Annotated in this window: 26 protein-coding genes and 1 pseudogene; 12 read left to right on the top strand and 15 right to left on the bottom strand. The window is 62.8% G+C overall.

Going from position 1 to position 24799, the window contains the following annotated elements; translation table 11 throughout:
* Positions 1-19: 19 nt before the first annotated feature.
* Entirely contained in the window at positions 20-1966 is a 1947-nt protein-coding gene (locus AV059_RS10445) for an aldehyde ferredoxin oxidoreductase family protein (protein WP_058994352.1), read from the bottom strand.
* 260 nt (positions 1967-2226) lie between these two features.
* Here AV059_RS10445 and AV059_RS10440 point away from each other — a divergent pair, with 260 nt between their 5' ends.
* Both AV059_RS10440 and AV059_RS10435 read left to right on the top strand, forming a co-directional pair.
* Positions 2227-2817, top strand: coding sequence for a 50S ribosomal protein L15e (locus AV059_RS10440; protein WP_058994351.1), 591 nt, complete (start codon positions 2227-2229; stop codon positions 2815-2817).
* Between the two features lie 207 nt (positions 2818-3024).
* Positions 3025-3288, top strand: coding sequence for a hypothetical protein (locus AV059_RS10435; protein ID WP_058994350.1), 264 nt, complete (start codon positions 3025-3027; stop codon positions 3286-3288).
* Positions 3289-3322: 34 nt separating this feature from the next.
* Here the strand turns inward: AV059_RS10435 and AV059_RS10430 are convergent, their stop codons facing one another.
* The 4 genes from AV059_RS10430 to AV059_RS10415 form a co-directional block, all read right to left on the bottom strand.
* Complete coding sequence (locus AV059_RS10430; protein ID WP_195156648.1) at positions 3323-4348, bottom strand: Brp/Blh family beta-carotene 15,15'-dioxygenase; 1026 nt, start codon at positions 4346-4348, stop codon at positions 3323-3325.
* The gene (locus AV059_RS10425; RefSeq protein ID WP_058994348.1) at positions 4345-5070 is read right to left on the bottom strand and encodes a lycopene cyclase domain-containing protein; all 726 of its coding nucleotides are present in this window, start codon (positions 5068-5070) and stop codon (positions 4345-4347) included. The genes AV059_RS10430 and AV059_RS10425 overlap by 4 nt, the downstream gene beginning before the upstream one ends.
* Before the next feature lie 48 nt (positions 5071-5118).
* On the bottom strand, positions 5119-6090 hold the full coding sequence (locus tag AV059_RS10420) for a phytoene/squalene synthase family protein (RefSeq protein WP_058994347.1): 972 nt from the start codon (positions 6088-6090) through the stop codon (positions 5119-5121).
* Between the two features lie 255 nt (positions 6091-6345).
* Positions 6346-7926 (bottom strand): bacterio-opsin activator domain-containing protein, encoded by a 1581-nt coding sequence (locus AV059_RS10415; RefSeq protein ID WP_058994346.1) that lies wholly within the window; start codon positions 7924-7926, stop codon positions 6346-6348.
* A gap of 129 nt (positions 7927-8055) precedes the next feature.
* Here AV059_RS10415 and AV059_RS10410 point away from each other — a divergent pair, with 129 nt between their 5' ends.
* The 4 genes from AV059_RS10410 to AV059_RS10395 all read left to right on the top strand — a co-directional run bounded on the left by AV059_RS10410 (position 8056) and on the right by AV059_RS10395 (position 12200).
* Entirely contained in the window at positions 8056-8340 is a 285-nt protein-coding gene (locus AV059_RS10410; RefSeq protein WP_058994345.1) for a hypothetical protein, read from the top strand.
* Positions 8341-8406: 66 nt separating this feature from the next.
* Positions 8407-9777: a ribonuclease R family protein gene (locus tag AV059_RS10405; protein ID WP_058994344.1), complete on the top strand. Its 1371-nt coding sequence runs from the start codon at positions 8407-8409 to the stop codon at positions 9775-9777.
* Between the two features lie 75 nt (positions 9778-9852).
* Positions 9853-10593: an ABC transporter ATP-binding protein gene (locus tag AV059_RS10400; protein ID WP_058994343.1), complete on the top strand. Its 741-nt coding sequence runs from the start codon at positions 9853-9855 to the stop codon at positions 10591-10593.
* A complete protein-coding gene (locus tag AV059_RS10395; RefSeq protein ID WP_195156647.1) occupies positions 10590-12200 on the top strand; it encodes a hypothetical protein in 1611 nt (536 codons plus the stop codon). The genes AV059_RS10400 and AV059_RS10395 overlap by 4 nt, the downstream gene beginning before the upstream one ends.
* Here the strand turns inward: AV059_RS10395 and AV059_RS10390 are convergent.
* Complete coding sequence (locus AV059_RS10390; RefSeq protein WP_058994342.1) at positions 12197-12799, bottom strand: hypothetical protein; 603 nt, start codon at positions 12797-12799, stop codon at positions 12197-12199. The genes AV059_RS10395 and AV059_RS10390 overlap by 4 nt on opposite strands.
* A 70-nt stretch (positions 12800-12869) precedes the next feature.
* Here AV059_RS10390 and AV059_RS10385 point away from each other — a divergent pair, with 70 nt between their 5' ends.
* Positions 12870-14048 (top strand): MBL fold metallo-hydrolase, encoded by a 1179-nt coding sequence (locus AV059_RS10385; RefSeq protein ID WP_058994341.1) that lies wholly within the window; start codon positions 12870-12872, stop codon positions 14046-14048.
* Positions 14049-14070: 22 nt separating this feature from the next.
* Here AV059_RS10385 and AV059_RS10380 read toward each other — a convergent pair whose 3' ends face one another.
* The 4 genes from AV059_RS10380 to AV059_RS10370 form a co-directional block, all read right to left on the bottom strand.
* Entirely contained in the window at positions 14071-14364 is a 294-nt protein-coding gene (locus tag AV059_RS10380; protein WP_058994340.1) for a DUF6432 family protein, read from the bottom strand.
* Between the two features lie 362 nt (positions 14365-14726).
* Positions 14727-15407, bottom strand: a complete 681-nt coding sequence (locus AV059_RS10375; protein ID WP_058994339.1) for a hypothetical protein — start codon at positions 15405-15407, stop codon at positions 14727-14729.
* On the bottom strand, positions 15404-15784 hold the full coding sequence (locus AV059_RS22060; protein WP_154021025.1) for a hypothetical protein: 381 nt from the start codon (positions 15782-15784) through the stop codon (positions 15404-15406). The genes AV059_RS10375 and AV059_RS22060 overlap by 4 nt, the downstream gene beginning before the upstream one ends.
* A 20-nt stretch (positions 15785-15804) precedes the next feature.
* Positions 15805-17145, bottom strand: coding sequence for a PKD domain-containing protein (locus tag AV059_RS10370; RefSeq protein WP_058994338.1), 1341 nt, complete (start codon positions 17143-17145; stop codon positions 15805-15807).
* Between the two features lie 148 nt (positions 17146-17293).
* Between AV059_RS10370 and AV059_RS10365 the strand changes: the two genes are divergently transcribed.
* Positions 17294-18142: a hypothetical protein gene (locus AV059_RS10365; protein WP_058994337.1), complete on the top strand. Its 849-nt coding sequence runs from the start codon at positions 17294-17296 to the stop codon at positions 18140-18142.
* Between the two features lie 38 nt (positions 18143-18180).
* Entirely contained in the window at positions 18181-18573 is a 393-nt protein-coding gene (locus tag AV059_RS10360) for a DUF5611 family protein (protein ID WP_058994336.1), read from the top strand.
* A 404-nt stretch (positions 18574-18977) separates the two neighbouring features.
* On the opposite strand, the gene AV059_RS10355 is transcribed toward AV059_RS10360, so the two are convergent.
* The 3 genes from AV059_RS10355 to sepF form a co-directional block, all read right to left on the bottom strand.
* Positions 18978-19745 carry an ABC transporter permease gene (locus AV059_RS10355; protein ID WP_058994335.1) on the bottom strand — a complete coding sequence of 256 codons (768 nt, stop codon included), beginning with the start codon at positions 19743-19745 and terminating at the stop codon, positions 18978-18980.
* Positions 19742-20686 (bottom strand): ABC transporter ATP-binding protein, encoded by a 945-nt coding sequence (locus AV059_RS10350; RefSeq protein ID WP_058994334.1) that lies wholly within the window; start codon positions 20684-20686, stop codon positions 19742-19744. The genes AV059_RS10355 and AV059_RS10350 overlap by 4 nt, the downstream gene beginning before the upstream one ends.
* Positions 20687-20809: 123 nt before the next feature.
* Positions 20810-21169, bottom strand: a complete 360-nt coding sequence (sepF, locus tag AV059_RS10345; protein WP_058994333.1) for a cell division protein SepF — start codon at positions 21167-21169, stop codon at positions 20810-20812.
* Between the two features lie 145 nt (positions 21170-21314).
* Here sepF and AV059_RS10340 point away from each other — a divergent pair.
* A pseudogene (locus AV059_RS10340) lies at positions 21315-21733 on the top strand (hypothetical protein).
* A 26-nt stretch (positions 21734-21759) separates the two neighbouring features.
* On the opposite strand, the gene AV059_RS10335 reads toward AV059_RS10340, so the two are convergent.
* Positions 21760-22239, bottom strand: a complete 480-nt coding sequence (locus AV059_RS10335; protein WP_058994332.1) for an RNA-binding protein — start codon at positions 22237-22239, stop codon at positions 21760-21762.
* A 95-nt stretch (positions 22240-22334) separates the two neighbouring features.
* Here AV059_RS10335 and AV059_RS10330 point away from each other — a divergent pair, with 95 nt between their 5' ends.
* On the top strand, positions 22335-23246 hold the full coding sequence (locus AV059_RS10330) for a cobalamin-binding protein (protein ID WP_058994331.1): 912 nt from the start codon (positions 22335-22337) through the stop codon (positions 23244-23246).
* Between the two features lie 24 nt (positions 23247-23270).
* Here the strand turns inward: AV059_RS10330 and AV059_RS10325 are convergent, their stop codons facing one another.
* Positions 23271-24029, bottom strand: a complete 759-nt coding sequence (locus AV059_RS10325; RefSeq protein WP_058994330.1) for an alpha/beta fold hydrolase — start codon at positions 24027-24029, stop codon at positions 23271-23273.
* A 170-nt stretch (positions 24030-24199) separates the two neighbouring features.
* On the opposite strand from AV059_RS10325, the gene AV059_RS10320 reads away from it, so the two are divergent.
* A complete protein-coding gene (locus AV059_RS10320; protein WP_058994329.1) occupies positions 24200-24778 on the top strand; it encodes a riboflavin synthase in 579 nt (192 codons plus the stop codon).
* Positions 24779-24799 lie beyond the last annotated feature (21 nt).

Genomic DNA, 24799 nt, shown 5'->3' with positions numbered 1-24799 from the left:
TTCGACGGCCGGCGCTATCTCAGTCGTCGCTCGGTGCCGCTGCGCCGCCGGAGCTGACGCCGGTTCCGGGGCCGATGTCGATTCCCAGTTCGTCGAGTTTCTCGTCGGGAACGACGCCGTTCTCCCAGCCACGGACCTCGTAGTACTCGTCTTTCATCTTCGAGAGTTCCGCGAGTTCGCCTTCGGAGCCGCCCTGGGCCGGCATCGCGTGCTCGTCGCCCTCCACGAACCGGTTTGGCAGGTCGTCGTCGGACCCGTCGAAGCCCGCGAGGTTGTTGTAGTACCGTTCGAGGTTGTAGACGCGCTCGCCGGCCTCCATCAGTTCCTCCTCGCTCACGTCCAGCCCGGTCATGCCGTTGTACTGCAGGACGTACTCCTCAATTCCCTCTGCGAAGGCGTTGAACTTGCAGATGTCGAAGGAGTCGCTGATAGCGTGCAGGTCCTGGAAGGTAGCACACAGCTCGCCTTTGCCCTCCCACTCTCGCGGGTCAACCTTCTCCGGGATACCGAGAATTTCGGCTGCTGGGGTGTAGCCGCGCAGGTGACACGCCCCGCGGTTTGAGGTCGCGTACCCGATTGCCATCCCCTTCATACAGCGCGGGTCGTAGGCGGCCATCGTCTGGCCCTTGACCGCGAGGGAGTTGGTGTGGGCGTCGAACTCCTCGGCGAGGTGGTCCGGCCCCTCGGCGAGATGGTCCGCGAGTTCCGTCTCGCGGTGGGCGATCATCTCGATCATATCGATCATCGTGTCGGCGTCGCCCCAGTCCAGACCGTCGTCAAGTTCGTCGAGTTTGCCCTCCTCGGTCATCTCCATCGTCATCGCCATGGTGTTACCAACATCGATGGTGTCGACGCCGAGGTCGTTACACCGGTCGAGCATCACTGCAATCTTGTCGCGTTCGACGTGGCCGGAGTTCGGGCCGAGCGCCCACGCGGACTCGTACTCGTAGGATTCGGTGCGGACGTTCATCTCCTCGCCCTTGTGCATCGCCTGTACCTCGACTTCCTTCTTGCAGGCAACCGGACAGGAATGACAGGTCGGCTCGTCGACCAGGATGTTCTCCCGGACGTTCTCGCCCGAGACGTTCTCTGAGTCGATGATGCGTTCGCCATCGCCCTCCGCGTCCGAGTACGCTCGCGTCGACGAGTACTTCCCGTTTTTCGTCGGGAGACCGTCCATCTCCTCGGTGGGATTCATCAGGACGTTGGTCCCATACATCGAAAGGCCGCCTTCATTGGGCGCGGTCACGTCGGACTCCTGGATGACCTGCATCGCCTGCTTGTGGCCCTCCTGGAACGTCTCCTGATCTTTCGGCTTCGGCATCCGGGTGCTGGACTTGACGACAACGGCTTTGAGGTTCTTGTTGCCCATCACGCAGCCGGTGCCGCCGCGGCCCGACGCGCGGTCGTCCTCGTTGACGATACAGGCGTATTTGACCTCGTTCTCACCGCCCTGGCCGATGGCCATTACGGAAAGGTTCTTGCCCAGCGAGCCGTCCTCGATTTCGCCTTCGAGGTCGTCGATAGTGTCGTGGACGCCTTGGCCCCAGAGGTGTGAGGCGTCGCGCAGTTCCACCTCACCGTCTTCGACGAGCGCATACACCGGCTCGTCAGCCTGACCCTCAAACAGCAGTCCGTCGAAGCCCGACCATTTCAGCCGCGCTCCGGACCAGCCGCCGTGATGAGAGTCAGTGACTGTCCCCGTCAGCGGCGACTTCGTACAGATGGCGATGCGACCGCTCATCGTCACCTGTGTCCCCGTCAGCGGTCCGTTCATGAACGCCAGCAGGTTGTCCGGACCCAGCGGATCCACGTCCGGTCCCTGATCGAAGACGTACTTCACGCCGAGCCCGCGTGCACCGATATACTTTTTCGCGTCTTCCTCGTCGATGCCTTCGTAGGCTACGTCCCCATCCCCGAGGTCGATTCGCGCCACGTGGTCCTGGAAGCCACCAAGGTCTGTCATGGTAATACGTGACTCTCTGGCCGCGAGCAAGTTAACGGTTTGTGTTGCTAAAATACAGATATCTGACGGTTTCAGCGATCACTGGGTCTTCGTGACCGGGTCGCATCCACAAGTCTGGTCCGAACCGTTTAAGAGTCCGAACGGCAAATTCCGTGGTAACTCGCTGGACGACGGGCACCAGCGGGCACCTGCGTGTGCAGGTCGGGATGTGAGTCGCGCCGCGCGCGACTTGAACCACGCAACGCCCGTGGTGAATACATATGGCACGAAGTGCATATTCGTACATTCGAGACGCCTGGAAGAACCCAGGCGACGGACAGCTCGCAGAACTACAGTGGCAGCGCCAGCAGGAATGGCGCAACGAAGGGGCCGTCGAGCGCATCGAGCGCCCGACCCGCCTCGACAAGGCCCGCTCGCAGGGTTACAAGGCCAAGCAGGGCGTTATTGTCGCTCGCGTCTCCGTCCGCAAGGGCAGCGCACGCAAGCGCCGACACAAGGCCGGTCGCCGGTCCAAGCGACAGGGAGTTACGCGCATCACCCGCCGGAAGGACATCCAGCGCGTCGCCGAGGAACGCGCCTCCCGAACCTTCCCGAACCTGCGCGTGCTCAACAGCTACTCCGTCGGCCAGGACGGCCGACAGAAGTGGCACGAAATCATCCTCATCGACCCGAACCACCCGGCCATCCAGAACGACGACGACCTGTCGTGGATCTGTGCCAACGACCAGGCTGACCGCGTCTTCCGCGGTCTGACCGGTGCCGGCCGCCGCAACCGCGGCCTCAGCGGCAAGGGCAAGGGCAGCGAAAAGACCCGCCCGTCGCTGCGCAGCAACCGCGGCAAGGGCAAGTAAGGCCCGCAGTTTTCACCCGAATATTTCTGGCAGTTCGGACCGATCCGTTATCTCTCCAGTCTTCCGTCCGTATGCAGCCGTCAGTGTTGAGCGGACTGTTCACTATGTGACTGAACCGGTGTGATGAGTAAGCCACCCCCAGAGACCAAGTCTCATCGCGTGACGGCGCACTGAAACGATTATGTGCGTTCCTGTCGAATCGCTAGCATGGGCTTTGCGATCTCCCAGACAGTTGCCAATGTTATCATCGGGGTCTGTTTCGTGCTGCTCGGGGTTTCAGTGCACAGGTCACGGGAGCGACCCATCGGAGCGAAACTGATGTTGCTTGGTGGGGCCGCCCTCTTGACAATTGGGAGCTATCAGTTGCTGTTCACAGGGGAGTGGCAGTACATCAGCGGGCCGTGGAGTTGGTTAATCCTCACCACCACCGGACTCATTGCGGTTGGAACGATAGGGCAGTTGTTGCAGTAGCAGCCGCGCGGGTCCTGTCCTGCTGTAGATCTGACTACACCCAGACACCTTGCTCGCGGTCCATGATACTGACCACGACGACATGGGGCAGCGTGACGACGGCGATGAATACCAGGTACAGCGCGACCCACTCCGGGACGGACCCCGGTGGATTTGGGACGAGGAAGTACAGTCCGCAGAGCAAGGCGAGTGAGGCGGCGGTCAGCGGGGCAGCGTCGCGGGCGAACCGCGCCAGCGCCGCCGTTGGATCGTGGTTCTGGAGCGCGGCAGTGGCGTCGTCGTCAACCAGCAGGAGGCGGGCGACGTGGCGCAGCGAGTGCCACAGACAGAAGTACACCCCGATGGCGAGCACCGGCGGAACGAGGGCGAAGTACGCGAGCAGGCCCAGCGTCTCACCGGCGTCGAGCAGCCACGGCCGGCGAGCGTCGGCACGGACGAATCCGACAGCTAGCGTCGCCACGACGAGCACGCCGTAGGCGAGGGCGAGCGTGGTTCGCACGTCGGTCCGGAACGCCCAGCCGATAGCGGCCGCGGCGTCGGGCGCGAACAGCGAGACGAGGTCCGTCGCGACGCGGCGATACCAGTCGGGGAACGCGAGCAACGGGACCAGCATCGGCAGGCCGCCCCGGACGAGGACGGTTCCGATTCGCTGGGGAAGTGACTGGAGGTGGTCAGCGTCGGCCAGCGCACGCAACGCGTACAGGTCGCCCTGCCCCCAGTGGAACCACGTCACCGCGATGAACAGGACGAAGGCCGCCGCGGGTGCGAGGAACCAGGTGACGGCGTAAGCCCCACCAACGACGCCGTAGAGCGCGAACACGCGGGCGATAGCTCGCCAGTCCGGGCGCTCGCCACGGGTCCGTGCGACCGCGAGGTGGTCGACCGCGCCGTGGGGGAGGCCAAGCAGGACGGCGCTGACGACCAGCGGAGCGTACTGGAGCGCAAGTGGTATCGAGACCCCCGCGAGAAACGGAGCGACGACGACGAGGCTGGCGACCCAGCCGGGAGCCAGCGCGACCCGGTAGCGAACCGACGGCTCGACGGCGCTGCGGTAGCTCACTCCCATCTGTCCCTGAGCCAAATGTAGAGCACGACCCCCTGCACGACGAACAGCGTTGTCAGGAAGAAAAACACCGCTTCCTCAATCGGCAGATCGAGCAGGGGAATCGTGTAGCCGGTCGTGTACTGTTTCGAAATCGTCCAGACGCCGAGTCGGATGGCGATGCTGTCGATACCACAGAGATAGGCCATTGGGACCAGTGTCGCGCCGCCGACGGTTCGCCACTCGCCAACGAGGAAGTGCCACCCGAATAGCCACTGGATGGCGAGAATCGGTCCGCTCCAGACCAGCAGGGAGCCGAGGTACAGTCCCGAGTCAGAGCGCATGAGCGCGAGGCCGGACAGGACGACGACGAGCGCAGCGGCGAGCCCGACGAGCCGCGTTCGTGTCGGCGTGGCGAGCGGGCGCTCCGTGTCTACTCGAAACCGGGCCACCCACAGCCCGACCATCGCCGTTTGCAGGATGAAAAAGAGGTACTCGCCGAGGGGTATCGACCAGAACCGCGCCAGTACGGCGCCGTCACCGTACCACCAGACCCCGCGCCGGATGAGTGCGCCATCCCACGGCGTCGTGTAGACGAGGGCCAGTCCTGCGAGGATTGCCGTCCCTGTGAGTACGTCCCGGCGGCTCCCGAGGCGGTAGGTGGCTGTCAGTGCCAATCCAGCCACGACCGGCACCACGAACAGCGCGTGGAACTGGAGATACGTGAGCGTGGGCAACATTAGTTCAGGTACAACAGGGAGTCAAAAACGATGCCCGGTGCGTGGCTGTCATCCACGCCACGCGGGTTGCCCGTGGCCGTGAGCGTCCGTCGGCGTCTCGCCGGGACCGCGCTCGGAGACGGCGCTCACGGTGTAGAACGTCGCTTCGGGGTCGCCGTTGCGCCGCCAGTGCCACCACGTGCGGGCGAGGAGCCATAGCCGGCGGCGACGGGTGAGGTCCGGCGTCTCCGTCAGCACGTCGTACCCGCGGTCACGGATAAGCCGGTGGTGGTCAGCGTACAGGACCGCAGCCAGCAACACGCCAAACTGGCAGTCCTCCGGGAGGTATCGGATGCCGGCGACGCCCTCGCGGTAGAGTTCGTCGGTCCGGGCCAGTTCCTCCTGCATCACGGCGCGGAAGGCGTCGTCGACCTCGGCGTCGGCCAGTTGCTCCTCGGTGACGCCGTGGCGGTCGAGCGTCTCCTGTGGAAGATACACCCGCCCGTAGTCGTGGATGTCCTCGCGAACGTCCCGCAGGAAGTTCGAAAGCTGGAACGCTTCGGCCAGTGCCGTCGCGTGGGGCAGGGCCTCCGCCTTCTGTGGCGGGTCCATCACCTCCGTCATCATGTGGCCGACGGCGACGGCCGAGCCGCCCATGTACTCACGGAGGTCCTCGAACGTCTCGTAGCGGGCCTGTGCGATGTCCATCTCCATCGCGTCGATGAAGACGTTGATCGTCTCCTCGGAGATGTCGTGACGCTCGGCCAGGTCCTGAAACGCCGCCATGACCGCCTCGTGGTCGGTCTCGGCTGGGTCGATGTTCCCGAGCGCTGCCTCGCGAATTACCTCCAGTTGCTCGTGCTGGACGGTCGGCGGCGGCCCGTCCGTCTGGTCGACGACCTCGTCCGCGACCCGGAAAAACGCGTACATGACGTACGTCGGGTGACGGATACGCTCCGGAAGCAGACGCGTCGCAAGGTGGAACGTCCGTCCGGTTTCCTGCTGTATCGATTTGCTGGTTTGGATGTTATCGGAGTGCATTGAAAGCTATCAGGCAGTCATTGGCGGACGATGCGTCGCGCGCTTGTCGATAGGCTGTGCGTAATGGTCCGGTCGGCCCGTGGTTGCACTGCTATCACGGGGCGGCGTGTCCTGTCCGTTCGCTGACGACAGATAGGACACTGGTTCGGTATCACTACATGTATATACGGTTGTTATCGGGATAAGCGGACTACCAAACTGCTTCGGGAATCCCGCCCCGAGTCCGCCGCCGGCAGAAGGGTTCGCAATCACGGGTTACCAGTTTTCGAACACTTCTTCCAGTAGCTTTCGCTCACCCGCACGGAGGTGCTGGTGGAACGTTGACGGGCAGATGTCCATCGACTCGGCCAGTTGCTCGCCGGAGACGTCGCGTGGCCAGTCGAAGAAGCCGCCGAGAAACCCTTTCCGGAGCGCCGTTAGCTGGCGGTTGGTCAACCGCTCCTCGACGTTTGCGACAAACGCCTGCCGGGAGGCCGGCGGTTCGTCCCGTTCTCGTACGGAGAGCAGTTCTGTCTCCGGATACTGGTTGCGGACCTGCTCGACCACGCTTCGGGTCTCCATCGACGCCGGGAGCGTGACGGTGACTGTCGCCTTCCCCGGTTCGACCAGAATGTCGCCAGTCTGGGCTCCGCGGTCGGCGACGACCGAAACGACCGGTGGGTCCGAGACGGTGAACTCGAACAGCGCCGACGAGTCCGACGTCGAGACGTGCGAGACGCCCGACACCTGCGGGTGGTCGGCGGCGACGGCACAGACAGCCGAGGGGTCGTCTGTCTCGACGAGGAAGAACATCACCGTCTCCTCACCGTCGGGGACGCTCCCGCCATACTCCATCGAGCAGCCGAGTTCGGTTGCCACGTCAATATAAAAAACGTCTGGGTCGGTGACCTGCAGTTCGAGTTCAGTGACGTTGTCAGCGGTCAGCAGCCGGCTGGTTTCGCGAGCATCGATGGCCGCCGCGGTCGCCCGGCCGATGGTTCCCAGCACGGCCTGTTCTCGGGGGTCGAACACGTCGTCGCTGTCGGCATAGACGGTGAGCACGCCGTATAACGATTCGCCGGAGACGAGCGGCACTGCCGCGACCGATGCCACGTCGGAGTCAGCAAGCCGGCTGTGTTGCTCGTCGATGCCATCGGTCACGACCTGCATCTCCTCGGTACGAGCCGCCTCCGCGACCGGGTCGTCGGCGTCAAGCGGGATAGATAACGAGGTCGGTCGGTCGGCCGATAGGGCCGTCGACGACAGCGTCTCGTCGCGCAAGTCGAGTTCGGACACCCATGCGAACTGGTAGGAGTCGACCGTGGCCAGCCGGTCACAAACGGTCTGCTCGATGGCCTCCCGCGAGTCGACGGTCAGCACGTCGCCCATCACCGCCTTCAGCAGCCCGTCGACCCGGTCGACGAGTTGTTTGAGGTTCTGGCGCTCGGCCTTGAGTTCCTCGCTCCGTCGCTCGGCCGCCAGTTCGGCGAGTTTCCGCTGGGTGATATCGATGTGTGCCACAACCGCGCTCCCGGCCTCGTCCTCCGGCAGCGGCGCGACCCGCATCAGAAACCACTGCTTCTCTTCCGGAGAGTGACACGGGTACTCCATCGTGAACAGGTCCTGCTCACCGTTGATGACCGACTCGATGCCGCCGACTGCCTGTCCAGCGTATTCGTCGGCGTCGACATCGGTCGTCGTGAAGTAGTTCGTCCCCTCCATCTCCCCGTCCTCGTCGCCCGCGAACTCCCGCCAGGCGCGGTTTGTGAACAGGATCGTCCCCTCGTCGTCGAGGACAGCGATATTGATGGGGAGCGTGTCCAACGTCGAGTGAGCGAGTGTCTCTGGTGGCTTCATTCAGTGTCCCTGGCTCCGAATAGCCGATACGCATTGTAGTGGCGGCGGGTGAATAAACGTGTGGCCCGAAAACGGGGGACTGTTGCCTGTGCGAAAAGTTCTAAACGATATCGCCCGCAACGCGTAGGTATGTTCGGGTCCCGGAATTCCCGGGGGGAGTCAGTCACTTGCATCGCGTGTGGCGAGTCTATCTCACGGTCCGAGGCCCGCGAGTACGACAAACACGGCGACCGGTGGGACCGCCGAAACAAGACGTTCGAACATCTCTGTAAAGCCTGTTTTGCCGAGCTGTGCCAGCAACCACGAGATGGGCTCGAAACGACACTTGACGCCGCCGGAGCCGGCGAGGCCGACCAGAAGACGTTCCTGAGACGGTTCCGGGAACTCTCCGAGGGCGACGCGTACAGGGAATGAGACGCGAGAGTCACGGCCCAGTCCCACCCCGACAGCCCTAACTACGCCCTGTTCGTACCGGGTGACATGACTACAGAGGACGCGCAGGCGGCCGCCGGGACCGCCGAGGGGCAAGGCCCCGTCGAGATCGACCCGGAGATGGCACGACATCTGGAGAACAAGCGTGAGGAACTGTTCGAGAAGTTCGGCATCCCCGACGAGTTCCCGCCGGAGGTACTGGAGGAGGCCAAGGAGCGTACGAAGGGCGTTCAGGCAGAGATTGAAGACGAGGTCGACGAGCGGCAGGACCTCCGGGAGATGACCACCTGGACGACTGACCCTATCGACGCCCAGGACTTCGATGACGCCATCTCCATCGAGGAACGCGAGGACGAGATCGTTCTCTGGGTCCACATCGCCGACGTGACCCACTACGTCAACCCCGACACGAAGATGTGGGAGCAGGCCGTCGAGCGGGGGAACACCGTTTACCTCCCGGCGTACACCGTCCACATGCTGCCGCCCGTCCTCGCCGAGACGGTGTGTTCGCTGGTCCCGAACGAGGACCGCCTAGCCCACACCGTCGAGATGCATCTCGACAAGGAGAACCTCGGCTACGAGGAGATCAACATCTACAAGTCCGTCATCCGCTCGGACGCCCGACTGACCTACACCGAGGCCGAGCGCCTGCTGGACGAGCCAGAAACCGCAGAAGACGTCCTGGAAGACCAGAGCGTCGACCTTGCCGAGAAGACCGAGCGCGTCTGGGAACTGGCCGACCGGATGCACGAGCAGCGCAAAGAGGAGGGGTCACTCGTCCTCAATCCCGCCCGTGACCGCGCGCACACTATCATCGAGGAGTGCATGCTGAAGGCGAACAAGGCCGTCACGCACGAGCTGATGTGGAACCGCGGCGTCGAGGCAATGTACCGCGTCCACCCACAGCCCAGCCCCGACGAGTGGGACGAGGCGCTGGTCGAGATTCAGGAACTCGACGGCGTCTCCATCCCCGGCGACGCCTGGGACGACCCGCGGAAGGCCGTCAACGCCACGCTCGAACAGGCCCCCGGTCGCCAGCTCGATAAGATTCAGTGGGCCGTAATGAAGGTGATGCCCCGCGCGAAGTACATGAACGACCCCTTCGGCGGCCACCACGCCCTGAACTTCGAGATCTACGGCCACTTCACCTCGCCGATTCGCCGCCTCTCGGACCTCATCAACCACTGGATCGTCTACAGTAACGACGTACCCGAGGACCTCATCGCACTGTGTGACCGCGCCAGCGACCGGCAGAAGGACGCCGAGCAGTGCGAGCGCGAGTACAAGAACTTCCTGCAGGAGGTCGGGCTCGATCCGTCGGCAGTCAACAACCGCGGCATCGAGGTCGTCGAAAATCCTGATGACGAAGACGACACGGACGCCGATGCTGATGCCGCCGACGCAGCTGTCGAGGAGTAACGCCGGCAGGCTCGCGTTTGGACGCGGCACTCGCCAACAGCAAGACCTTTTCACAGTCGGTGCGGCACTGCCCGTATGTGCCCTCCAGCACCCGCAATCGTCACCGAGGGGTTGACGAAGCGCTACAGCGGCGTCTCGGCAATAGAATCCCTCGACCTGACGGTTCCTCGCGGGAGTGTTTTCGGTTTTCTCGGCCCCAACGGTGCGGGCAAGACCTCGACGATTCGCATCCTGACGACGTTGACGAACCCGACGAGCGGCACCGCACGGGTGGCGGGCGAGTCGGTCGCCGACCGCGCCGCAGTGGTCGAACACATCGGCTTCCTGCCCGAAGAGCCCCCGCTGTACGACGAACTCACCGGCCGCGAGCAGCTGGAGTACGTCGCCGGCCTGCGCGGGCACGAGGACTGGAACCGCGTGGAATCACTACTCGACCGGTTCGATCTTGACTCGGACGCCGACCGGCGCGTCGAGACGTACTCGAAGGGGATGAAACAGAAGCTCGGCCTCGTTCAGGCGCTGTTGCACAACCCCGACGTTCTCTTTCTGGACGAGCCGACTTCGGGACTGGACCCGCGGGCGGCTCGGACGGTCCGTGATACCATCAGCGAGGTCGCGGCCGCTGACACGACGGTTTTCCTCTCGACGCACATCCTGCCCGTCGTCGAGGAGTTGGCCGACACCGTTGGTGTCCTGTACGACGGCGACCTCGTCGCGGAGGGGTCTCCCGAGGAACTGACCGGCAGCGTCGAGTCCGGAAGCACGCTCGAAGACGTGTTCCTTGACGTGACCAGCGAGCACCCGGGAGAGCGATGAGGCGACCGAACTGGCGGCGAGTCCACCTGATAGCGCGGACGGAACTGCGGCGTACCTGGCGCAAGCTCATGGGCACGACGCGCGGGACGCTCATGCTGCTCGGCGGCGGATTGGGCCTCATCGTATACAGTCTCGCTATCGGCGCGGGGGCTTTCTTTCTCGGCGGCTTCCTCGCCGACAGCGACCCCCACACTGTCAGACTCGCGACGACGGCGGGCATCGTCGGACTGCTCGGACTCGTCGGCTTCTTCACACTCCAGCACACGGTGAAATCGGCCGGCGAACCGGACGCTGCCGACGGTCTACTGACGACGGTGCCCTACGAGGACGCGGCGGCCGGCCTGCTCGCCGCCGAGGTCGGTCGAGTGTTGCTCGCGCTCACCATCCCGATTCTGGCGCTGGTGGGCGGACTTGCAGTCGGTGATGCCGGGGTACTTGTCGCTGTCGTGGCCCTCATCGGGTCGGTCACGGTTGCCCTGCTGGGAACGATCCTCGGCTTTGCTCTGGGGCTAGTGACGAAACTGGTCGCGAACCGCTCGGCCTTCATCGCGCGGCATCGCGCGAGCGTCGGGGTCGCCGTCTCGCTCGTCCTGCCGCTGGGCTGGGTTGCGATGACGACCGTCCCGACGGTACAGTTTCGCGTGCTCCAACTGGCGACCCAGTCCCCGCTCTCGTGGCCCGCCGACGTGGTCCTGCTTGTGCTGGGAAACGGCGGTAATCCGATCACAGCCGCCGTCGCCACGGTGGGGATTCTCAGCGCGCTCCCGGTCGGCGTGGTTGCGTGTCTGTGGCTGGCTGCGCGGGCTTGGTATGTCGATCCGGTCCAGCCTGACTACGAGTTCGACGCAGACAAGCAGACACTCTCGGACCGTCTGCTGAGAGGACGGGTCTCAACGGCGACCCGCGTGGTCGCCCAGAAGTCGTGGCTCCGTGCCAAGCGAGCGCCCATTTCCGTGCAGTTCGCGATCATGCCGTTTTTCTTCCTGGTGTATCATCTCCAGATCGTCATTCTGGAGCGAGTGGTCCCGCCAACACTCCCCCTCAGCGCTGGCCTCGCCAGCGCGGCGGCGTTCGGGGCCGCGTTCTCGCTCAATCCGCTCGGCGGCGAGGAAGGAGTGCTGCCGCTGACACTGACCGCCAATGTCTCCGGCCGGGCGTTCGCCACCGGACTCGTCCTCGCGGGCGCACTCCCCGGCGTCGTGGTGACGACGCTACTGGTCGTCGGCCTCGGCGTCGCCGCCGGAACGCCGCCGGTCACGCTCGCCGTCGGCCTCACAATCGCACTCGTCGCAACCCTCGCCGCACCGGCTATCGCCGTCGGAGCCGGCGTCGTGTTCCCGAAGTTCGAGTCGTCGTCCGTGCAGGGCCACGAAGTAGTGGTTCCGAGCGGCTGGGCGTTCGGGCTGTACTTCCTCGTCCTCGGCGTGGCCGTCGCGCCGGGAAGCGTGACGTACCTGCTTGCCGTCCGTGACCTGTTCTCGTTACCGTTCGACAAAGTGTGGCTCCTCGGTGGTGGACTTGTAGCGAGTGTAGCAATCGCCGTCGCTGGCGCTGTCGCCGGGTTCCTCTATGCCGCCAACCGCGTCGCAACATACCGGCTGGATTAGCAGACCGGCTTCGGGTCCAGTCCCATCGCCTCCAGCGCCTCCGCGTAGTCGTCGTACGCCGCTCCAATGGCCTCCGTCGCGGCCGCCGCTGCCGTCTCGCGCTCGGATTCCGAGAGGTGTCCGAGGGCGGTATCCCCGTCGTCGAGTGCCGACGCTTCGCGTCGAATCTCGCGGAACGTATCAGCCCGCTGTTCGTCCGCCTCGTTGATGAAGAAGCTCACCACTTGCAGGTAGAACCGGTCGGCGACCAACGGGGCAGCGACGAGGCCGGCCCCGACGCGCCGTGCAGTCCCGCTAACGGTTTCGAGGTGGTCAAGGAATCCATCGGTGTCACCGGCGTCTGCGTCGATGCGGTCCGCCCGCTCGGTCGCGGCCTCGGCGGCTGCTTCGAACCGCGCCGCCACATCGCTGTCTGTCTCGGCGGCCCACTGGCCGAGGATATCTGCAAGCCCTGACTCGCGTGTCGCCGCTGCTGTGAGCACCGCCTCCGTCTCCAGTGTCGCATCTGTTGCTGCGATAAGCACCTTGTCCGAGCCCAGTCTGTCTCGCTCCGTCTCAGTCTGGTCACGGACGGCGTTGATAGTAGCTCCAGCGTCCATACCTCCGCTGGGCGCGGCAGGGGCTTGAAATCCCCGCCCGATTTATCCACCGGGAAGCGCTACAGTCGGTATGGTCGAGGACTACCCTGACCCGCCGACGGACCCGCCGTCACTATCGGCAGCGACGTTGCAAGCGAAGCTGGACGCCGGTGAATCGGTCCGGCTGCTCGACGTTCGCGACCGTGACGAGTACGAGGAGTGGCGACTCCGCGGCGAGTCGGTAACAGCAACACAGCTCCCCTTTACCAAATTTCTCCAGGCGAAGGTGACTGGCGAAGTGGACAGCCTCGTCGCCGAGGTGGCCGGCACCGGCCCGATAACGGTCGTCTGTGGCCGCGGCGAAGCCAGCGCCTTCGTCGCCGGCCTACTAACTGAACACAGCGTCGAAGCGCAGAACCTCAGCGACGGCATGGAGGGGTGGGCGCGGCTCTACGAAGCCCGCGAGATTCTCTGCGACGACGCAATCGTCCTCCAGTATCGCCGTCCGTCATCTGGCTGTCTCGGCTACATGGTCATCAGCGACGGCTCGGCCGCTGTCGTCGACCCGCTCCGGGCGTTCACCGGCCGGTATGTTGCCGACGCTGCCGACCACAACGCCTCGCTCACCCACGCTATCGACACGCACGTCCACGCAGACCACGTCAGCGGCGTTCGCCGTCTCGCCGAAGAAACCGGTGCCGAACCGGTCCTTTCCGAACGAGCGGTCGCCCGCGGCGTCGACGACGTGACTGCGCTGGCCGACGACGAAACCCTACGTGTCGGCTCGGCCACACTGGAACCTCGTCCCCTACCCGGCCACACGACCGGCATGACCGGCTTCACCGTCGGCGACGTGCTTTTGGCCGGCGACAGCGTCTTTCTCGACAGCGTCGCCCGCCCAGACCTCGAAGCCGGAGCCGACGGCGCTCGTGACCTCGCCCGCGACCTCCATCGCACGCTGACTGACCGGCTCGGAGCACTGCCCGATGAAACACGCGTCGCCCCGGGCCACTACAGCGAGTCGGCGGTGCCGTCTGACGACGGTACGTTCACCGCTCCTCTGGGTGCTCTCCGCGACCGACTCCCGGGGTTCACGATGGACCGCGAGGCATTTGTCGAGTACGTCTGTGACGACATCCCGCCGCGCCCCGCCAACTTCGAGCGGGTTATCGCCATCAACCTCGGAACGGAAGCGGCCGACGACGACACCGCGTTCGAACTCGAACTCGGCCCGAACAACTGCGCGGCTGCGCCGACGGACACGGTGTGACACCGCCACGAGAGAGCCGTAGCTACAGCGGGAGCCGCTTGCGAATCTGGTCGAGAAGCGATTCGTCTTCGTCCGGCAGTGACTCCCCAACCACGCCCTCTCCTGGCAAAATCACAGTCCGTTCCCCGTTGTCCTCGACCTCGATGAGGTCGTCTGCCTTGAGAGCCGCAAGTGCATCCTCAATGCGGTCGATATTCTCTTCCGTCCGCGACCGTAGCTCGAAGACAGTCATCCCCTCATCGCGGCGGTCAGCGAGCGCATCGAGCACCGCAACCTCAGTGTCGTCCCGGTCGCGATACTCCGGCTTCGCTCTCATATGTCCCTCTAAAACCGGCTGGGTCTAATCTCTGTCCCTCGGAATTGTGATATGCGTGCCCTGTGCAGCGAGCCGTACACCGCCGAGAGAGACGATATGACTCGCTGTTGTGTGTGTTTGGCCACTGAAATCTGTGCTCGCTGTTTTCGTCTCTTTCAACACCAGTGTGGCTTATCGTCTAACTGATTTGGTGTCGATTGCGCGCGAGCGCAGCAACAAACCAATCACACTGCACCGCTATTGACCAATCGACAGTTGACACCTCTCACTCGTGTGTTTCGACAAGTGCCCGTCGTGGCTACCGAAGCCTAGTCGTCGCCGACAAACGCTCTGTGGCTCACACTACAGAAGAGAGGATATCGCTACCTGCCCTTCTCGTGGTAGGCTGGTCCTTCTTTCGTAGTAGAGCCATACTTTGCTATGAGGACTCGGATGGACCATTCGTCGGTATAGTACTTGTACGCCCAATTGTACTTGATGTATGTCGTCTCGAACACCCCGCCATCTTCGGTAACGAACGTTACATTAACTGTATCAGGGATATACGTGTGGTCCCTCTTCGGAAAGTGATCATCATTGTTATTGTAGTCCTCTACAATGGCATAGTACTTCCAGAGTGGATTTAGCCGGTCATTCCGGGTCTTGGTGAAGTTTGTGGTATCACGCATTTCAACCGTCAGGTGGTATGAGTCATTTGCAGGGAAGGCCTCCATCTCGGCAGAGCGATTTTCTTCATCTTCATCATATAGATATTGCATATTCTCATCGAATTCCTCAAACTTCTGTGCCTTACTGAGGTCGCCTCGAGTAATAGATTCGGTTTCGGTTTCTGTTTCAGGTCTCTCGGTAGCTACTGGCGTACTTTTCGCCTCCGTAGGTACAGGTGTTGGAGTCTCGGTATCCTCTGGTGTAGCGGCCGGGGTCTGCGCCGGCGTATCTGTTTCATCCACTGGTCCACCTCCATCCACGAACGCAGAGCAACCGGCTAAGGTAATCAAAAGGGCCAGACCGGCTGAGATGGCGATATTTTTAGTATTGGTCATCGTTCCTGAACCTCATTATAGAGGTCTGAACCGTTTGTTTCTCTTTCAACAGACGGGAGTGTCGAAACTCCAGTCGAGGTCGGCGTCGGTTCTGCAGTCGAGCCATCTGCTGGCCCACCTCCATACACTCCTCCTGATGACGTGGCGGACACGATCAGATCGCTGAGGAGACTACCATTGTACTGGGTACGGGACATACATGGGTGTTCATTTGCATACTCACTGGCGTTCATCCACATGATGATTGGAGCGAGAGCTGGTATGAGGGAAAGACCTGTAGCCGTCACTAACAGACAGGCGGCTCCCTTTCCAGTCTTACACTTTCGGTTCATTCTGTTTGTAATCCACTCGCTATCTATTATAAAATCTGATTTCATAAAATAAGTACGAAATAAGACTACCAAAAACTCCAACCGCCATCGCCATTATCGTTAGTGCTGTCATCATTGCTGCCGCCGTCATCGTCATCGCCACCAAACCAACCTTCGCCGTCATCGTTACTACTGTCATCGCTATCCCCACCGAGCAGGTCGCCAAGGATCCCTCCATCACCGTCGTCGCTACCGCCATCATCATCGTCACCGCTGTCATCATCATCATCGTTTCTGCTTTCGCTATCATCGTCGTCCTCACCACTACTGCTGGCATCGTCGTCATCGTAAGACCAATCATACCCATCATCGTCGTCGTCGTTGCCGTCAGTCTCTCCGCCTAGGTTGTTCGGCACGCTAGAGCCCGGGCGGGTGTTCCCATCGCTGGGTCTACCTCCACTTCCGTCGTTATCACTTTCATAATCGGCGCTAGCCCCTGATTGAGTCTCTTGTTCTCTCTTTGCGTCCTCTTTTTGCTCGTCAATAGTCTCTTCACTGAATGTGCCTCCGTAGCCGTCCTCAGAGTACTTGTTCATATTGTCCTCCGCGATGATCTTGGTAAGTTCGTTGTCCATGTACAACCACAAGCCGTCCCGGCCGTCAGTATCGACGATGGTATCTTCGATGGTCATGGCGGCACTCGTACAGCCCATGTTTTCACCATCGACGTAGTAGCCCCCGCTGCCACCCGGACAGTTGTTGCCACCAGCGCTGCCACCGTTGCCAGACGAGTCTGCGACCTGAATCGTCCGATTGGCGACGCCACGCCGGCCGGCGGCATCATAAGCAATCGCACGGACGGATACAGAGCCGGAGTCGTTGAACGTGTGCGTAATGGTCGAGGTGCCGTTCTCGCCGGCGAGTCGTGTCTGGTTTTGCGCGGTGCCGTTGACGACCCAGGCGAGCGTTCGGAGGTCGGCATCGCCGGCAGTTACGTTGGCAGTCAGATTCCGCCGGAGGCCGACGGGTACCGCAGCCGGGGCCGAAACTGAGACTGACGGCCCACCGGCGGCCACCACGTCGACATGGAGCGTGTCCGAGCGCGACGCCCCGTCATCATCAGTGACGGTAATAGTGACGTTGTACTGGCCGGTTTCGGCTGGAGAGAACGTCGTCTGGACGCAGGTCGGGCAGTCGGGCGTGCGTGTCGCGCCGTCCGGCGTTTCGATGGACCACTCGGTATCTTCGATTGTGCCGTCGGGGTCGCGCGAGCCGTTAGCGTCCAGCTGGACCGTCGTTGCTCGCTCGACGGACTGGTCCAGCCCGGCGTCGGCAAGCGGTGGCTGGTTGCCGGTCGCAACCGCTGTCCCACCGAGAAGTGCCGAAAGGGCGAGGGCCGACACCACGAGTGTCGTCATCCGCTGCATTAACGTAGTGTAGCACCTGTATCTGTTATAAAATTTCACAAACTAGACTGAAATTAATATAACGCCGTCGCGAAACAGGTAGTATTCTGTCAGGAATGGTCGAGCCAACGGGCAGGGTTTAAGTACGCCACGGTGGGAAGTTCTGGCAATGGGTCTCAAATGTTCCGTCCTCGGGCACAAGTACGGTGAGACCACCGTCGAGCGCGAGCGCGAAGAGCAGGGTAGCGAAGTCGTCATCACCATCCAGGAACGGGAGACCTGTGAGCGGTGTGGAAATACGCGAATTGTCTCGGAAAACAAGGAGGTAACGGCTATCGAGACACCGTCGGACATCGCCAGCGATCTCGTCGAAGACGAGTCCGAGTCCGAAACGGCGGAAACCGAGTCGACACCGGAAGACGAGCCGGCTGACAGCGCGGCCGAGCCCACTGATGAGGGAACAGAGCGCTCGGACGGCTGGGACAGCGTCGACGACCCGGTTGAAGCGCCGGGGAATGCGGGAGTCGGCGACGACAGCGGAGACGACGAGCCGGTCGATCCGTCGGCCGACGATGCCGAGATTATCGACGACAGCGACAGCGATGGAAGCGGCGACGTTGAGTTGGACGAGCCGACGACGACGGTCGACGTCCCGGACGCCGAGAGCGAAGCGCCGGTAACCGAAGACGAGACTGACCCGGAGAAAGACGACGGGCTCATTCTCGGTGAAGAAGAGGAATCGGAGTCGACCGGCGACGACCGCCAGCCCGGTGAGTGGCCCGATGAGCCGGGAGACGACGGCGACAGCTGGTCGCCGGAGACGATGCCGGTCGACACTGGAACGGACGACGATTCGGGTGTTGAGTCGACCAGCGACAGTGCCGTGACGGTTCCAGAGGGCGAGTTCGCCTGCCCGGAGTGTGGATTCACCACCGAAGTCGAATCGACATCGTTGCGCGCCGGGGACTTCTGTCCGGAGTGTCACAAGGGGTCACTTATCACCCGTGGCGAGGAGTGAACGCAAAGGGTAAGACAACCCCTCGCAAAAACTCGCCCATGCGAGAGTACAAGATGCGACGGGGCGAGCATCTCGAAGACCGCGTCCCTGACATGGAAGCGTTCGTCGAAGAGTACTTCGGCGAGATAACGGATACAGAAGAGTACGAGGGCAACGACCTGTTGGTCGTCGACGACCCTGACAACCCCGTGTTTGACCGGGTCGTCGCGGGCCGCGTTGAGTACGGCTCCAAGAAAGACAAAATCGCGCTCCACATCGATGAGCGACCGGCGGAGGACGTCATCGCCGAGGGCAACGTCGATGCGGCTGAGGACGCCGTCGCAATCAAGAACGATTTCCTGGAGGAGGCGACCGACCGCGACGCAAAGGCACGACGTGACTCGCTGAAGCGCTCGGTTGAGGACGACGCCGACGCCCCGGACAACGTCTAACGACGGTCGTCGGGCGCACGCAGTCCGCGAGTGCCGGCAGGCTGATACTGCGTATCGGTTCGGCACGGCCCGCGTAGCCATCCGGAAATTCTTCGATATCGACACTGAGTACCGCCAGTATCACTCAGCGTCAGACGGGCGTCACATCTAAGTACGGTTGTGACATAGGTTCACATACGCCTCACCCGGAGGCGCGCACAAGTATCCGGGGCACGAGGCACCCCTCGTGTTGCCACGGCAGCGGATTCCGGGGCAACCTGTCATAGTTTGTCCGCCCGCCGGAGCGGACCCAATCCGGCATTCGCGGCCAGGTCAGTTACCGAGCCGGAAGTCCCGTTTTATCGGCGCAATATTGGCGGCAAAATGCAGCCGTTGATCGGAGATATTCGGGAGTCAGAACGGCGCTACTCGGCGAGCCCGTAACCGCGCTTGAACAGCACGTAGTCGATTGACAGCACGACCACGGTCGTCCCGGTCAGGACGGCCAGCGACGTGTTCGGGTCGATTTCGGTCACACCGATCATGCCGTAGCGAACGCCGTTCACCATATACACCATGGGGTTGAGCAGCGAGACTCTCCCCCAGAATTCCGGGAGTTCTTCGAGCGAGTAGAACACCGCGCCGAAGAACACCAGCGGGCGGAGGATGAACTGGTTCATCACCGTGAGGTAGTCGAAGTCGCTCGCCCAGAGGCCGCCGATGACGCCGAGCCCGCCGAACAATGTGGTAATCACCAGCAGGAACGAGACGAGATACACGGGGTTGGGGACTGAAACCGAGGTGAATATCAGCCCCACGCCGACGATCAGCAGCGACGTGACGATTCCCCGGAGCGCGCTGGCCGAGACGTAGGCCGCCACCATGCTTCGGTTCGACATCGGCGAGGTGAGGACAGCCTGAATGTAGTCGTTCCAGCGCCCGTGGAAGATAGTGAAGGAGGCGTTCTCGAAACTGTCAGAGATGGCCCCCAGCACGACAAGTCCGGGCAGGACGAACTGGAGATAACTCGCGCCCGCAATTTCGCCGATTCGGCTCCCCAGAATCACGCCGAACACGGAGAAATAGAGCGCGTTCGTGATGATCGGCGGGAGGAAGGTGTTGTACGGGCGGCGGACGAACCGGAGGATTTCCCGGCGGACCAGCGTCAGGAACTGCGTCGTGTTCTGATTCATGCGGATACCTCCGCGTACTCGCGGTCGTCGCGGGTCATGTCGACGAACACCTCTTCGAGCGACGCGCGGCGGATTTCGAGCGAGGTGACGGTGTGGCCCTGCGCTTCGAGTTCGCGCATGATGGCCGGCGCGGTCTGGCTCCCGCCCATCGCAGTGACGGCCAGCCCCTCGTCGGTCAGTTCGATGTCAGTGATGCCGTCAACATCAAGTCTCGGGGCCGTCCGTGGCATCTCGGCGAGTTCGAGGACGATGGTGTCCGTGCCGCGAGCCATCAGGTCGTCGGGGGTCGCCACCTCGACTTTCCGCCCGTCGTCCATGATTGCAACCCGGTCACAGAGGCGTTCGGCCTCCTCGATGTAATGGGTCGTCAGCAAAATCGTCGTCCCAGCGTCATTCATCCGGTTGATAATATCCCAGAGGTCGTGGCGAAGCTGGACATCGACCCCAGCCGTCGGCTCGTCAAGGATGAGCAGGTCCGGGTCAGAAACCAGTGCACGGGCGAGGACGAAGCGACGTTTCATGCCGCCGGAGAGCCAGTCGAAGCGCGTGTCCCGCTTGTCCCAGATACCAACCGTCTTCAGCGCGTCTTCGGCGCGTTCGCGGGCCTCGGCCCGACCGATGCCGTGGTAGCCGGCCTTGTGTTCCAGCACCTCGATAATGGGGAAGAAACGGTCGACGTTGAATTCCTGGGGCGCGACGCCGATGCGGTCACGGGCCTCCCGGTAGTCGTCTTCTACGTCGAAGCCGAACACTTCGGCGGTCCCGCGGTCCTTGTGGACGAGACCGACCAGCGTGTTAATAAACGTCGTCTTGCCGGCTCCGTTTGGCCCGAGCAACCCAAAGAACTCGCCCTGCTCAACTGTCAGTTCCAGGTCGTCAAGCGCCTGCACATCGCCGTAGCGCTTCTGTAACCCACTGGCGCGTATCGCCGGTTCAGTCATTGCCGCCCTTAGCGTGGCGACACCGAAAAACGCATTGAAGCCCCCGAAAACCGGCAGTTAGACTGATACAAGCTGACAAGATCGACCGAACAGCGAGGTTCCGTCGACCGGGCTGTCACAATCCTACTGACCGAGTCGTTCCCGAGAGATGCCGACGCCAGCCGGCGTGATGATGAGCTGGTCGTCATCCTTCTGGACGATGTCGCCGCCGACCTCGTTGGCGACCTGCTTGAGTTCGTCGCTGATGTGTTCCATCGTGCGGTCCTGCGTGGAGTGGCGCGTGATGTCCGCGACAACCACGTCGCCGTCGTAGACGGCGTCTTTGATGTCGATGACGTCCTGCTTGTCGCTGATACGGGCGATCCGGATCTGGCGCTCAAGTTCCGTCCCGGTCATCTCGAATTCGTTCGCATCCAGTTCGACGTAATCCTCGGTGTTCCGAGAGGATCCAGACTCCCCGAGGATCTTGCTCATCAGTCCCATGTCACTCACGGCGTGCGCTACCCGTTTCAACTTTTCGTCCATCGAACGTATCGCTACAGCACGCCCTGAGCAGGCGTGGTGACGGCCGAGAACGGCCTGCGATGCACAAAAGGTTATTCAGATGATGGAACGAATACTGATACCGATGCGCACGCCCTCCACTAGGATGACTCCCAGCACCGTCGCAGCCGTCGGTGGCGTTCTCTATGCCATCGGCGTGCTGTCGTGGCTGTTTGCAAACGGCGTCCATTTCTCGTCGCAGGACCCGACGAAACTCGTGTTCGGGGCCGGCTACGCCGCCGTTGGGATGGTCCTCGTAGCCGCCGTCCCGCTGTATCTCTGTAGCCGCCTTTCGCTTGTCACGCCGGTGGTCGTGACGGTGTGGCTGCTCGGCAACACAGTGTCTCAGTGGCTCTACGGGACACATCTCCACCGCTGTCGTCGTATCTCACTGTCTGGCCGCTGCTGCTCGGGGTAGCCGTGTGCGCTGGCGTGGCCGAAGCGGTTGTTAGAATCAGCATAGACCGTTCCCTCGACCGATTCGGGCTCCGACCGCTGGTGTGACCGGAGTACGATACCAGTGGATCGCGCTACACCGAGAACTCGAACAGGTCGTCGCCGACGTGGTGGAGCGATTTGACGACTTTCCCGCTGTCGCCGACCATGTCGTCGCCGTCGGTCTGTGCACGGCCGACAGCGAGGAACTTCCCGTGGGACTCCTCGTTGATGACGACCAAGTCGTCCGCACTGATGTCGTCGTCGGCCTCGGTGATACCCGGCCGCATGATATCAGCGCCGTCCGAGACAAAGGAGACGGCCCCGGCGTCCACGGTGACGATGTGTTTCTGTGGCGGATGCTGATTGGCACCTTGTACTGTGAGGAACGGTTCGCCGTTCAGATAGAGGACGAGCGGGTCGCCGTCGACGAGGACGACATCCCAGTCGCTGTCGTCGAACTCGACCTTCTCGAAGCTGTCCGCGTCGAGTTCGACACCGAGGTTCTCCGACAGCGCCGTCGTGATGGTGTCGACCTCGTCCGAACGGAGGTGGTGTCGCGACTTGACTTCCATGCTCGCGTCTCGTCGGCGACAGAGGGTAAGCGTAACGAAGCGTGTGGGCGATGTGACGGACGCAGGTTTTTGTCCGCGCGGGCTAAGGTCAGAGTATGCGAGTCGTCACGCTCCTGCCCTCAGCGACGGAAATCGTCTACGCGCTCGGCGTCGAGCCGGTCGGTGTCTCACACGAGTGCGACCATCCGCCGGCGGCCCGCGAGAAGCCGTCGGTCAATCGGTCACGCGTCGACCCGACGGCATCGAGTGACGAGATTAACGAGCAGGTCGCGGCCGCCGAGGAGAGCGACGGCGTCTACGCCATCGACCGCGAGACACTCGCGGAACTGGAGCCCGGCCTCATCGTCACCCAGGGCGTCTGTGACGTGTGTGCCGTCGACCACGTGGTGGTCGCTGAGGCTGTCGAAGAACTGGGGCTGGACGCCGACGTCCTGACGCTCGATGTCCACAGCCTCGATGACCTGTTCGACTCCATCCACCGGGTCGGCGCGGCGGTCGGGCGCGACGACCGCGCCGCCGAACTCGTCGCAGACCTCCGGGACAGGGTCGCAGCAGTGGAGACGACAGCGACGCGGGCCGGGACGGCCCCCCGTGTGGCGGTACTCGACTGGCTTGACCCGGTGATGGCCGCCGGGCACTGGGTCCCAGAGATGATCGAGATGGTGGGCGGCACCTACGGGATGGAAGAAGACGGCGCTCACTCCCGGCCGCGCGAGTGGGAAGAAGTCGTCGAATACGACCCCGAAGTGCTGGTGGCTGCACCGTGTGGTTTCGACGTGGCACAGACCCGCGAGAACCTCACAGACCTGACCAGACGACCCGGGTTCGACGACCTAACTGCGGTTCGGGACGGCCGGGCGTACGTGATGGACGGCCACCACTACGTGAATCGGTCGGGGCCGCGGCTCGTGGACACGCTTGAGTTTCTGGCGGCGCTCGTCCACCCGGACCTGTTCGAGACGCCGCCGCGGGACGCCGTCGTCGAACTCGGAACGGTCCGGGCGTAAACTGCCAGCGCTCCGAACACGGCGTCAGCAGTCGGGCAAGAACGAGCGGACGGCCGCGCCGACCTTTTCAGGGGCTCGCCAGACGCCGACGTGGCCGACATCGGCCAGTTCGACGAATGAGGCACCACTCATCGCATCCCCGATTGCCCGAATGCCATCGCGGAGATACGCCGGACTCTCAGCCCCAGCAAGAAGCAGCGCTGGTGTGTCAATCGACAGTGTGTCGGGGAGTTCGTAGGATCCGACCACTGCGCTCTCTCGGACGACGGTCTCAGCGAGCGGTGCACGCTCGGCGATGGGCCACTGCGAAGGGTCGCCGCTGGTGCTCGTCTCGCGGAAGAACGCCTCGATGACGGCCTCACGGTCGCCCGCGTCGAGATGGTCCCGGAGTCGCGGCGCGAGCGGCGGCTCAGCGCGGTGCGCACCGACGAGAATCGCCGGCTCGTACAGGATGAGCTGTGCGATATCGGTCTCTCTGGCGGCCTCCAGCGCACAGAGGCCACCAAAGGAGTGACCGAACAACACTGGGTCACCCGGGAGTGCGTCGATCAGCGCCACCACGTCGTCAACCTCGCGGGCGAGCGAGTGGTCATCGGCGTCGCCGCTCTCGCCTCGGCCCCGCCGGTCCATCGCGACGGGCGTGTAGCCGTCGGGCAACTGAGAGCGAAGCCGGTCCCAGACCGCCGACGTTCCGGTCGTGCCGTGGACGAGCACGACCGGCGTGCCGTCGCCGGGGCGGTCGTATGCGATGGCGGTCCCGTCGGGTGCCGTGGCTGTCTCCATTGGGTCGGCTACTCCGAGTGGCGGCTGATAAAACGTTGTGAACCCAGCGTGGACGAACTGCTAGCACTGCGTTGGTCAGGGTTGCGTTCCAGAGAGTTGTGTACCCGCCGCCCCATCTCATATCTGAGATTGGTAACTGTTTTGTGACAGTTGAACGTCAGCAAAATCGCATGTACACTGGCGTCATCGAAACGACAGGAACGGTAAGAGCAGTCGAGCAAAACGAGCAGGGCACCACAATTCGAATCACGGCGGAGACCACAGACATCGACACAGCGGACAGTGTCAGCGTCAGCGGGGTGTGCGTGACCGCAGAATCCGTCGATACTGATGGGTTTAAGGCGGCACTTTCTACAGAAACTGTCACCCGGACGTATCTCGCCACGCTTTCAGCCGATGCTGTCGTAAACATCGAACGACCGGTGCCAGCAGACGGCCGGTTTCACGGACACGTTGTCAAGGGGACAGTCGACACCGTCACAGAAATTATTGCCGCAGAGAGGCGAGGTGACGGCTGGCAGTTTCGGTTCAGTATCCCCGAAGGGTACGAGCCGTACCTCGTTGAAAAGGGGTCTGTGGCACTCGATGGCATCAGTCTAACTGTCAGTGACGTGTCTGCAGACACGTTCAGCGTCGCAGTCGTACCGGAGACGTACGACCGGACGACACTAGCGACAAAGGACTCTGGTGACCGGGTCCATTTCGAAGCAGACATTCTGGCAAAATACGCAGCCAGTTCACTGGCTTGAACCCAGACCTGCAGTCCAATG

The sequence above is a fragment of the Haloarcula sp. CBA1127 genome, assembly GCF_001485575.1.
Classification (GTDB): Archaea; Halobacteriota; Halobacteria; order Halobacteriales; family Haloarculaceae; genus Haloarcula.
Note: the sequence above shows the minus strand (reverse complement) of the source record. Positions and strands in the feature narration are given on the sequence as shown.

What these genes read in the sequence shown, in the direction of transcription:
- AV059_RS22060 (WP_154021025.1), bottom strand. Translation starts at nt 15,784, where the DNA reads ATGAAATCAGATTTTATAATAGATAGCGAGTGGATTACAAACAGAATG.
- AV059_RS10405 (WP_058994344.1), top strand. Translation starts at nt 8,407, where the DNA reads ATGACTACAGAGGACGCGCAGGCGGCCGCCGGGACCGCCGAGGGGCAA.
- AV059_RS10425 (WP_058994348.1), bottom strand. Translation starts at nt 5,070, where the DNA reads ATGTTGCCCACGCTCACGTATCTCCAGTTCCACGCGCTGTTCGTGGTG.
- AV059_RS10380 (WP_058994340.1), bottom strand. Translation starts at nt 14,364, where the DNA reads ATGAGAGCGAAGCCGGAGTATCGCGACCGGGACGACACTGAGGTTGCG.
- AV059_RS10435 (WP_058994350.1), top strand. Translation starts at nt 3,025, where the DNA reads ATGGGCTTTGCGATCTCCCAGACAGTTGCCAATGTTATCATCGGGGTC.
- AV059_RS10370 (WP_058994338.1), bottom strand. Translation starts at nt 17,145, where the DNA reads ATGCAGCGGATGACGACACTCGTGGTGTCGGCCCTCGCCCTTTCGGCA.
- AV059_RS10400 (WP_058994343.1), top strand. Translation starts at nt 9,853, where the DNA reads ATGTGCCCTCCAGCACCCGCAATCGTCACCGAGGGGTTGACGAAGCGC.
- AV059_RS10445 (WP_058994352.1), bottom strand. Translation starts at nt 1,966, where the DNA reads ATGACAGACCTTGGTGGCTTCCAGGACCACGTGGCGCGAATCGACCTC.
- AV059_RS10440 (WP_058994351.1), top strand. Translation starts at nt 2,227, where the DNA reads ATGGCACGAAGTGCATATTCGTACATTCGAGACGCCTGGAAGAACCCA.
- AV059_RS10375 (WP_058994339.1), bottom strand. Translation starts at nt 15,407, where the DNA reads ATGACCAATACTAAAAATATCGCCATCTCAGCCGGTCTGGCCCTTTTG.
- sepF (WP_058994333.1), bottom strand. Translation starts at nt 21,169, where the DNA reads ATGGGACTGATGAGCAAGATCCTCGGGGAGTCTGGATCCTCTCGGAAC.
- AV059_RS10420 (WP_058994347.1), bottom strand. Translation starts at nt 6,090, where the DNA reads ATGCACTCCGATAACATCCAAACCAGCAAATCGATACAGCAGGAAACC.
- AV059_RS10365 (WP_058994337.1), top strand. Translation starts at nt 17,294, where the DNA reads ATGGGTCTCAAATGTTCCGTCCTCGGGCACAAGTACGGTGAGACCACC.
- AV059_RS10390 (WP_058994342.1), bottom strand. Translation starts at nt 12,799, where the DNA reads ATGGACGCTGGAGCTACTATCAACGCCGTCCGTGACCAGACTGAGACG.
- AV059_RS10355 (WP_058994335.1), bottom strand. Translation starts at nt 19,745, where the DNA reads ATGAATCAGAACACGACGCAGTTCCTGACGCTGGTCCGCCGGGAAATC.
- AV059_RS10335 (WP_058994332.1), bottom strand. Translation starts at nt 22,239, where the DNA reads ATGGAAGTCAAGTCGCGACACCACCTCCGTTCGGACGAGGTCGACACC.
- AV059_RS10385 (WP_058994341.1), top strand. Translation starts at nt 12,870, where the DNA reads ATGGTCGAGGACTACCCTGACCCGCCGACGGACCCGCCGTCACTATCG.
- AV059_RS10330 (WP_058994331.1), top strand. Translation starts at nt 22,335, where the DNA reads ATGCGAGTCGTCACGCTCCTGCCCTCAGCGACGGAAATCGTCTACGCG.
- AV059_RS10350 (WP_058994334.1), bottom strand. Translation starts at nt 20,686, where the DNA reads ATGACTGAACCGGCGATACGCGCCAGTGGGTTACAGAAGCGCTACGGC.
- AV059_RS10410 (WP_058994345.1), top strand. Translation starts at nt 8,056, where the DNA reads ATGTTCGGGTCCCGGAATTCCCGGGGGGAGTCAGTCACTTGCATCGCG.
- AV059_RS10320 (WP_058994329.1), top strand. Translation starts at nt 24,200, where the DNA reads ATGTACACTGGCGTCATCGAAACGACAGGAACGGTAAGAGCAGTCGAG.
- AV059_RS10360 (WP_058994336.1), top strand. Translation starts at nt 18,181, where the DNA reads ATGCGAGAGTACAAGATGCGACGGGGCGAGCATCTCGAAGACCGCGTC.
- AV059_RS10415 (WP_058994346.1), bottom strand. Translation starts at nt 7,926, where the DNA reads ATGAAGCCACCAGAGACACTCGCTCACTCGACGTTGGACACGCTCCCC.
- AV059_RS10325 (WP_058994330.1), bottom strand. Translation starts at nt 24,029, where the DNA reads ATGGAGACAGCCACGGCACCCGACGGGACCGCCATCGCATACGACCGC.
- AV059_RS10395 (WP_195156647.1), top strand. Translation starts at nt 10,590, where the DNA reads ATGAGGCGACCGAACTGGCGGCGAGTCCACCTGATAGCGCGGACGGAA.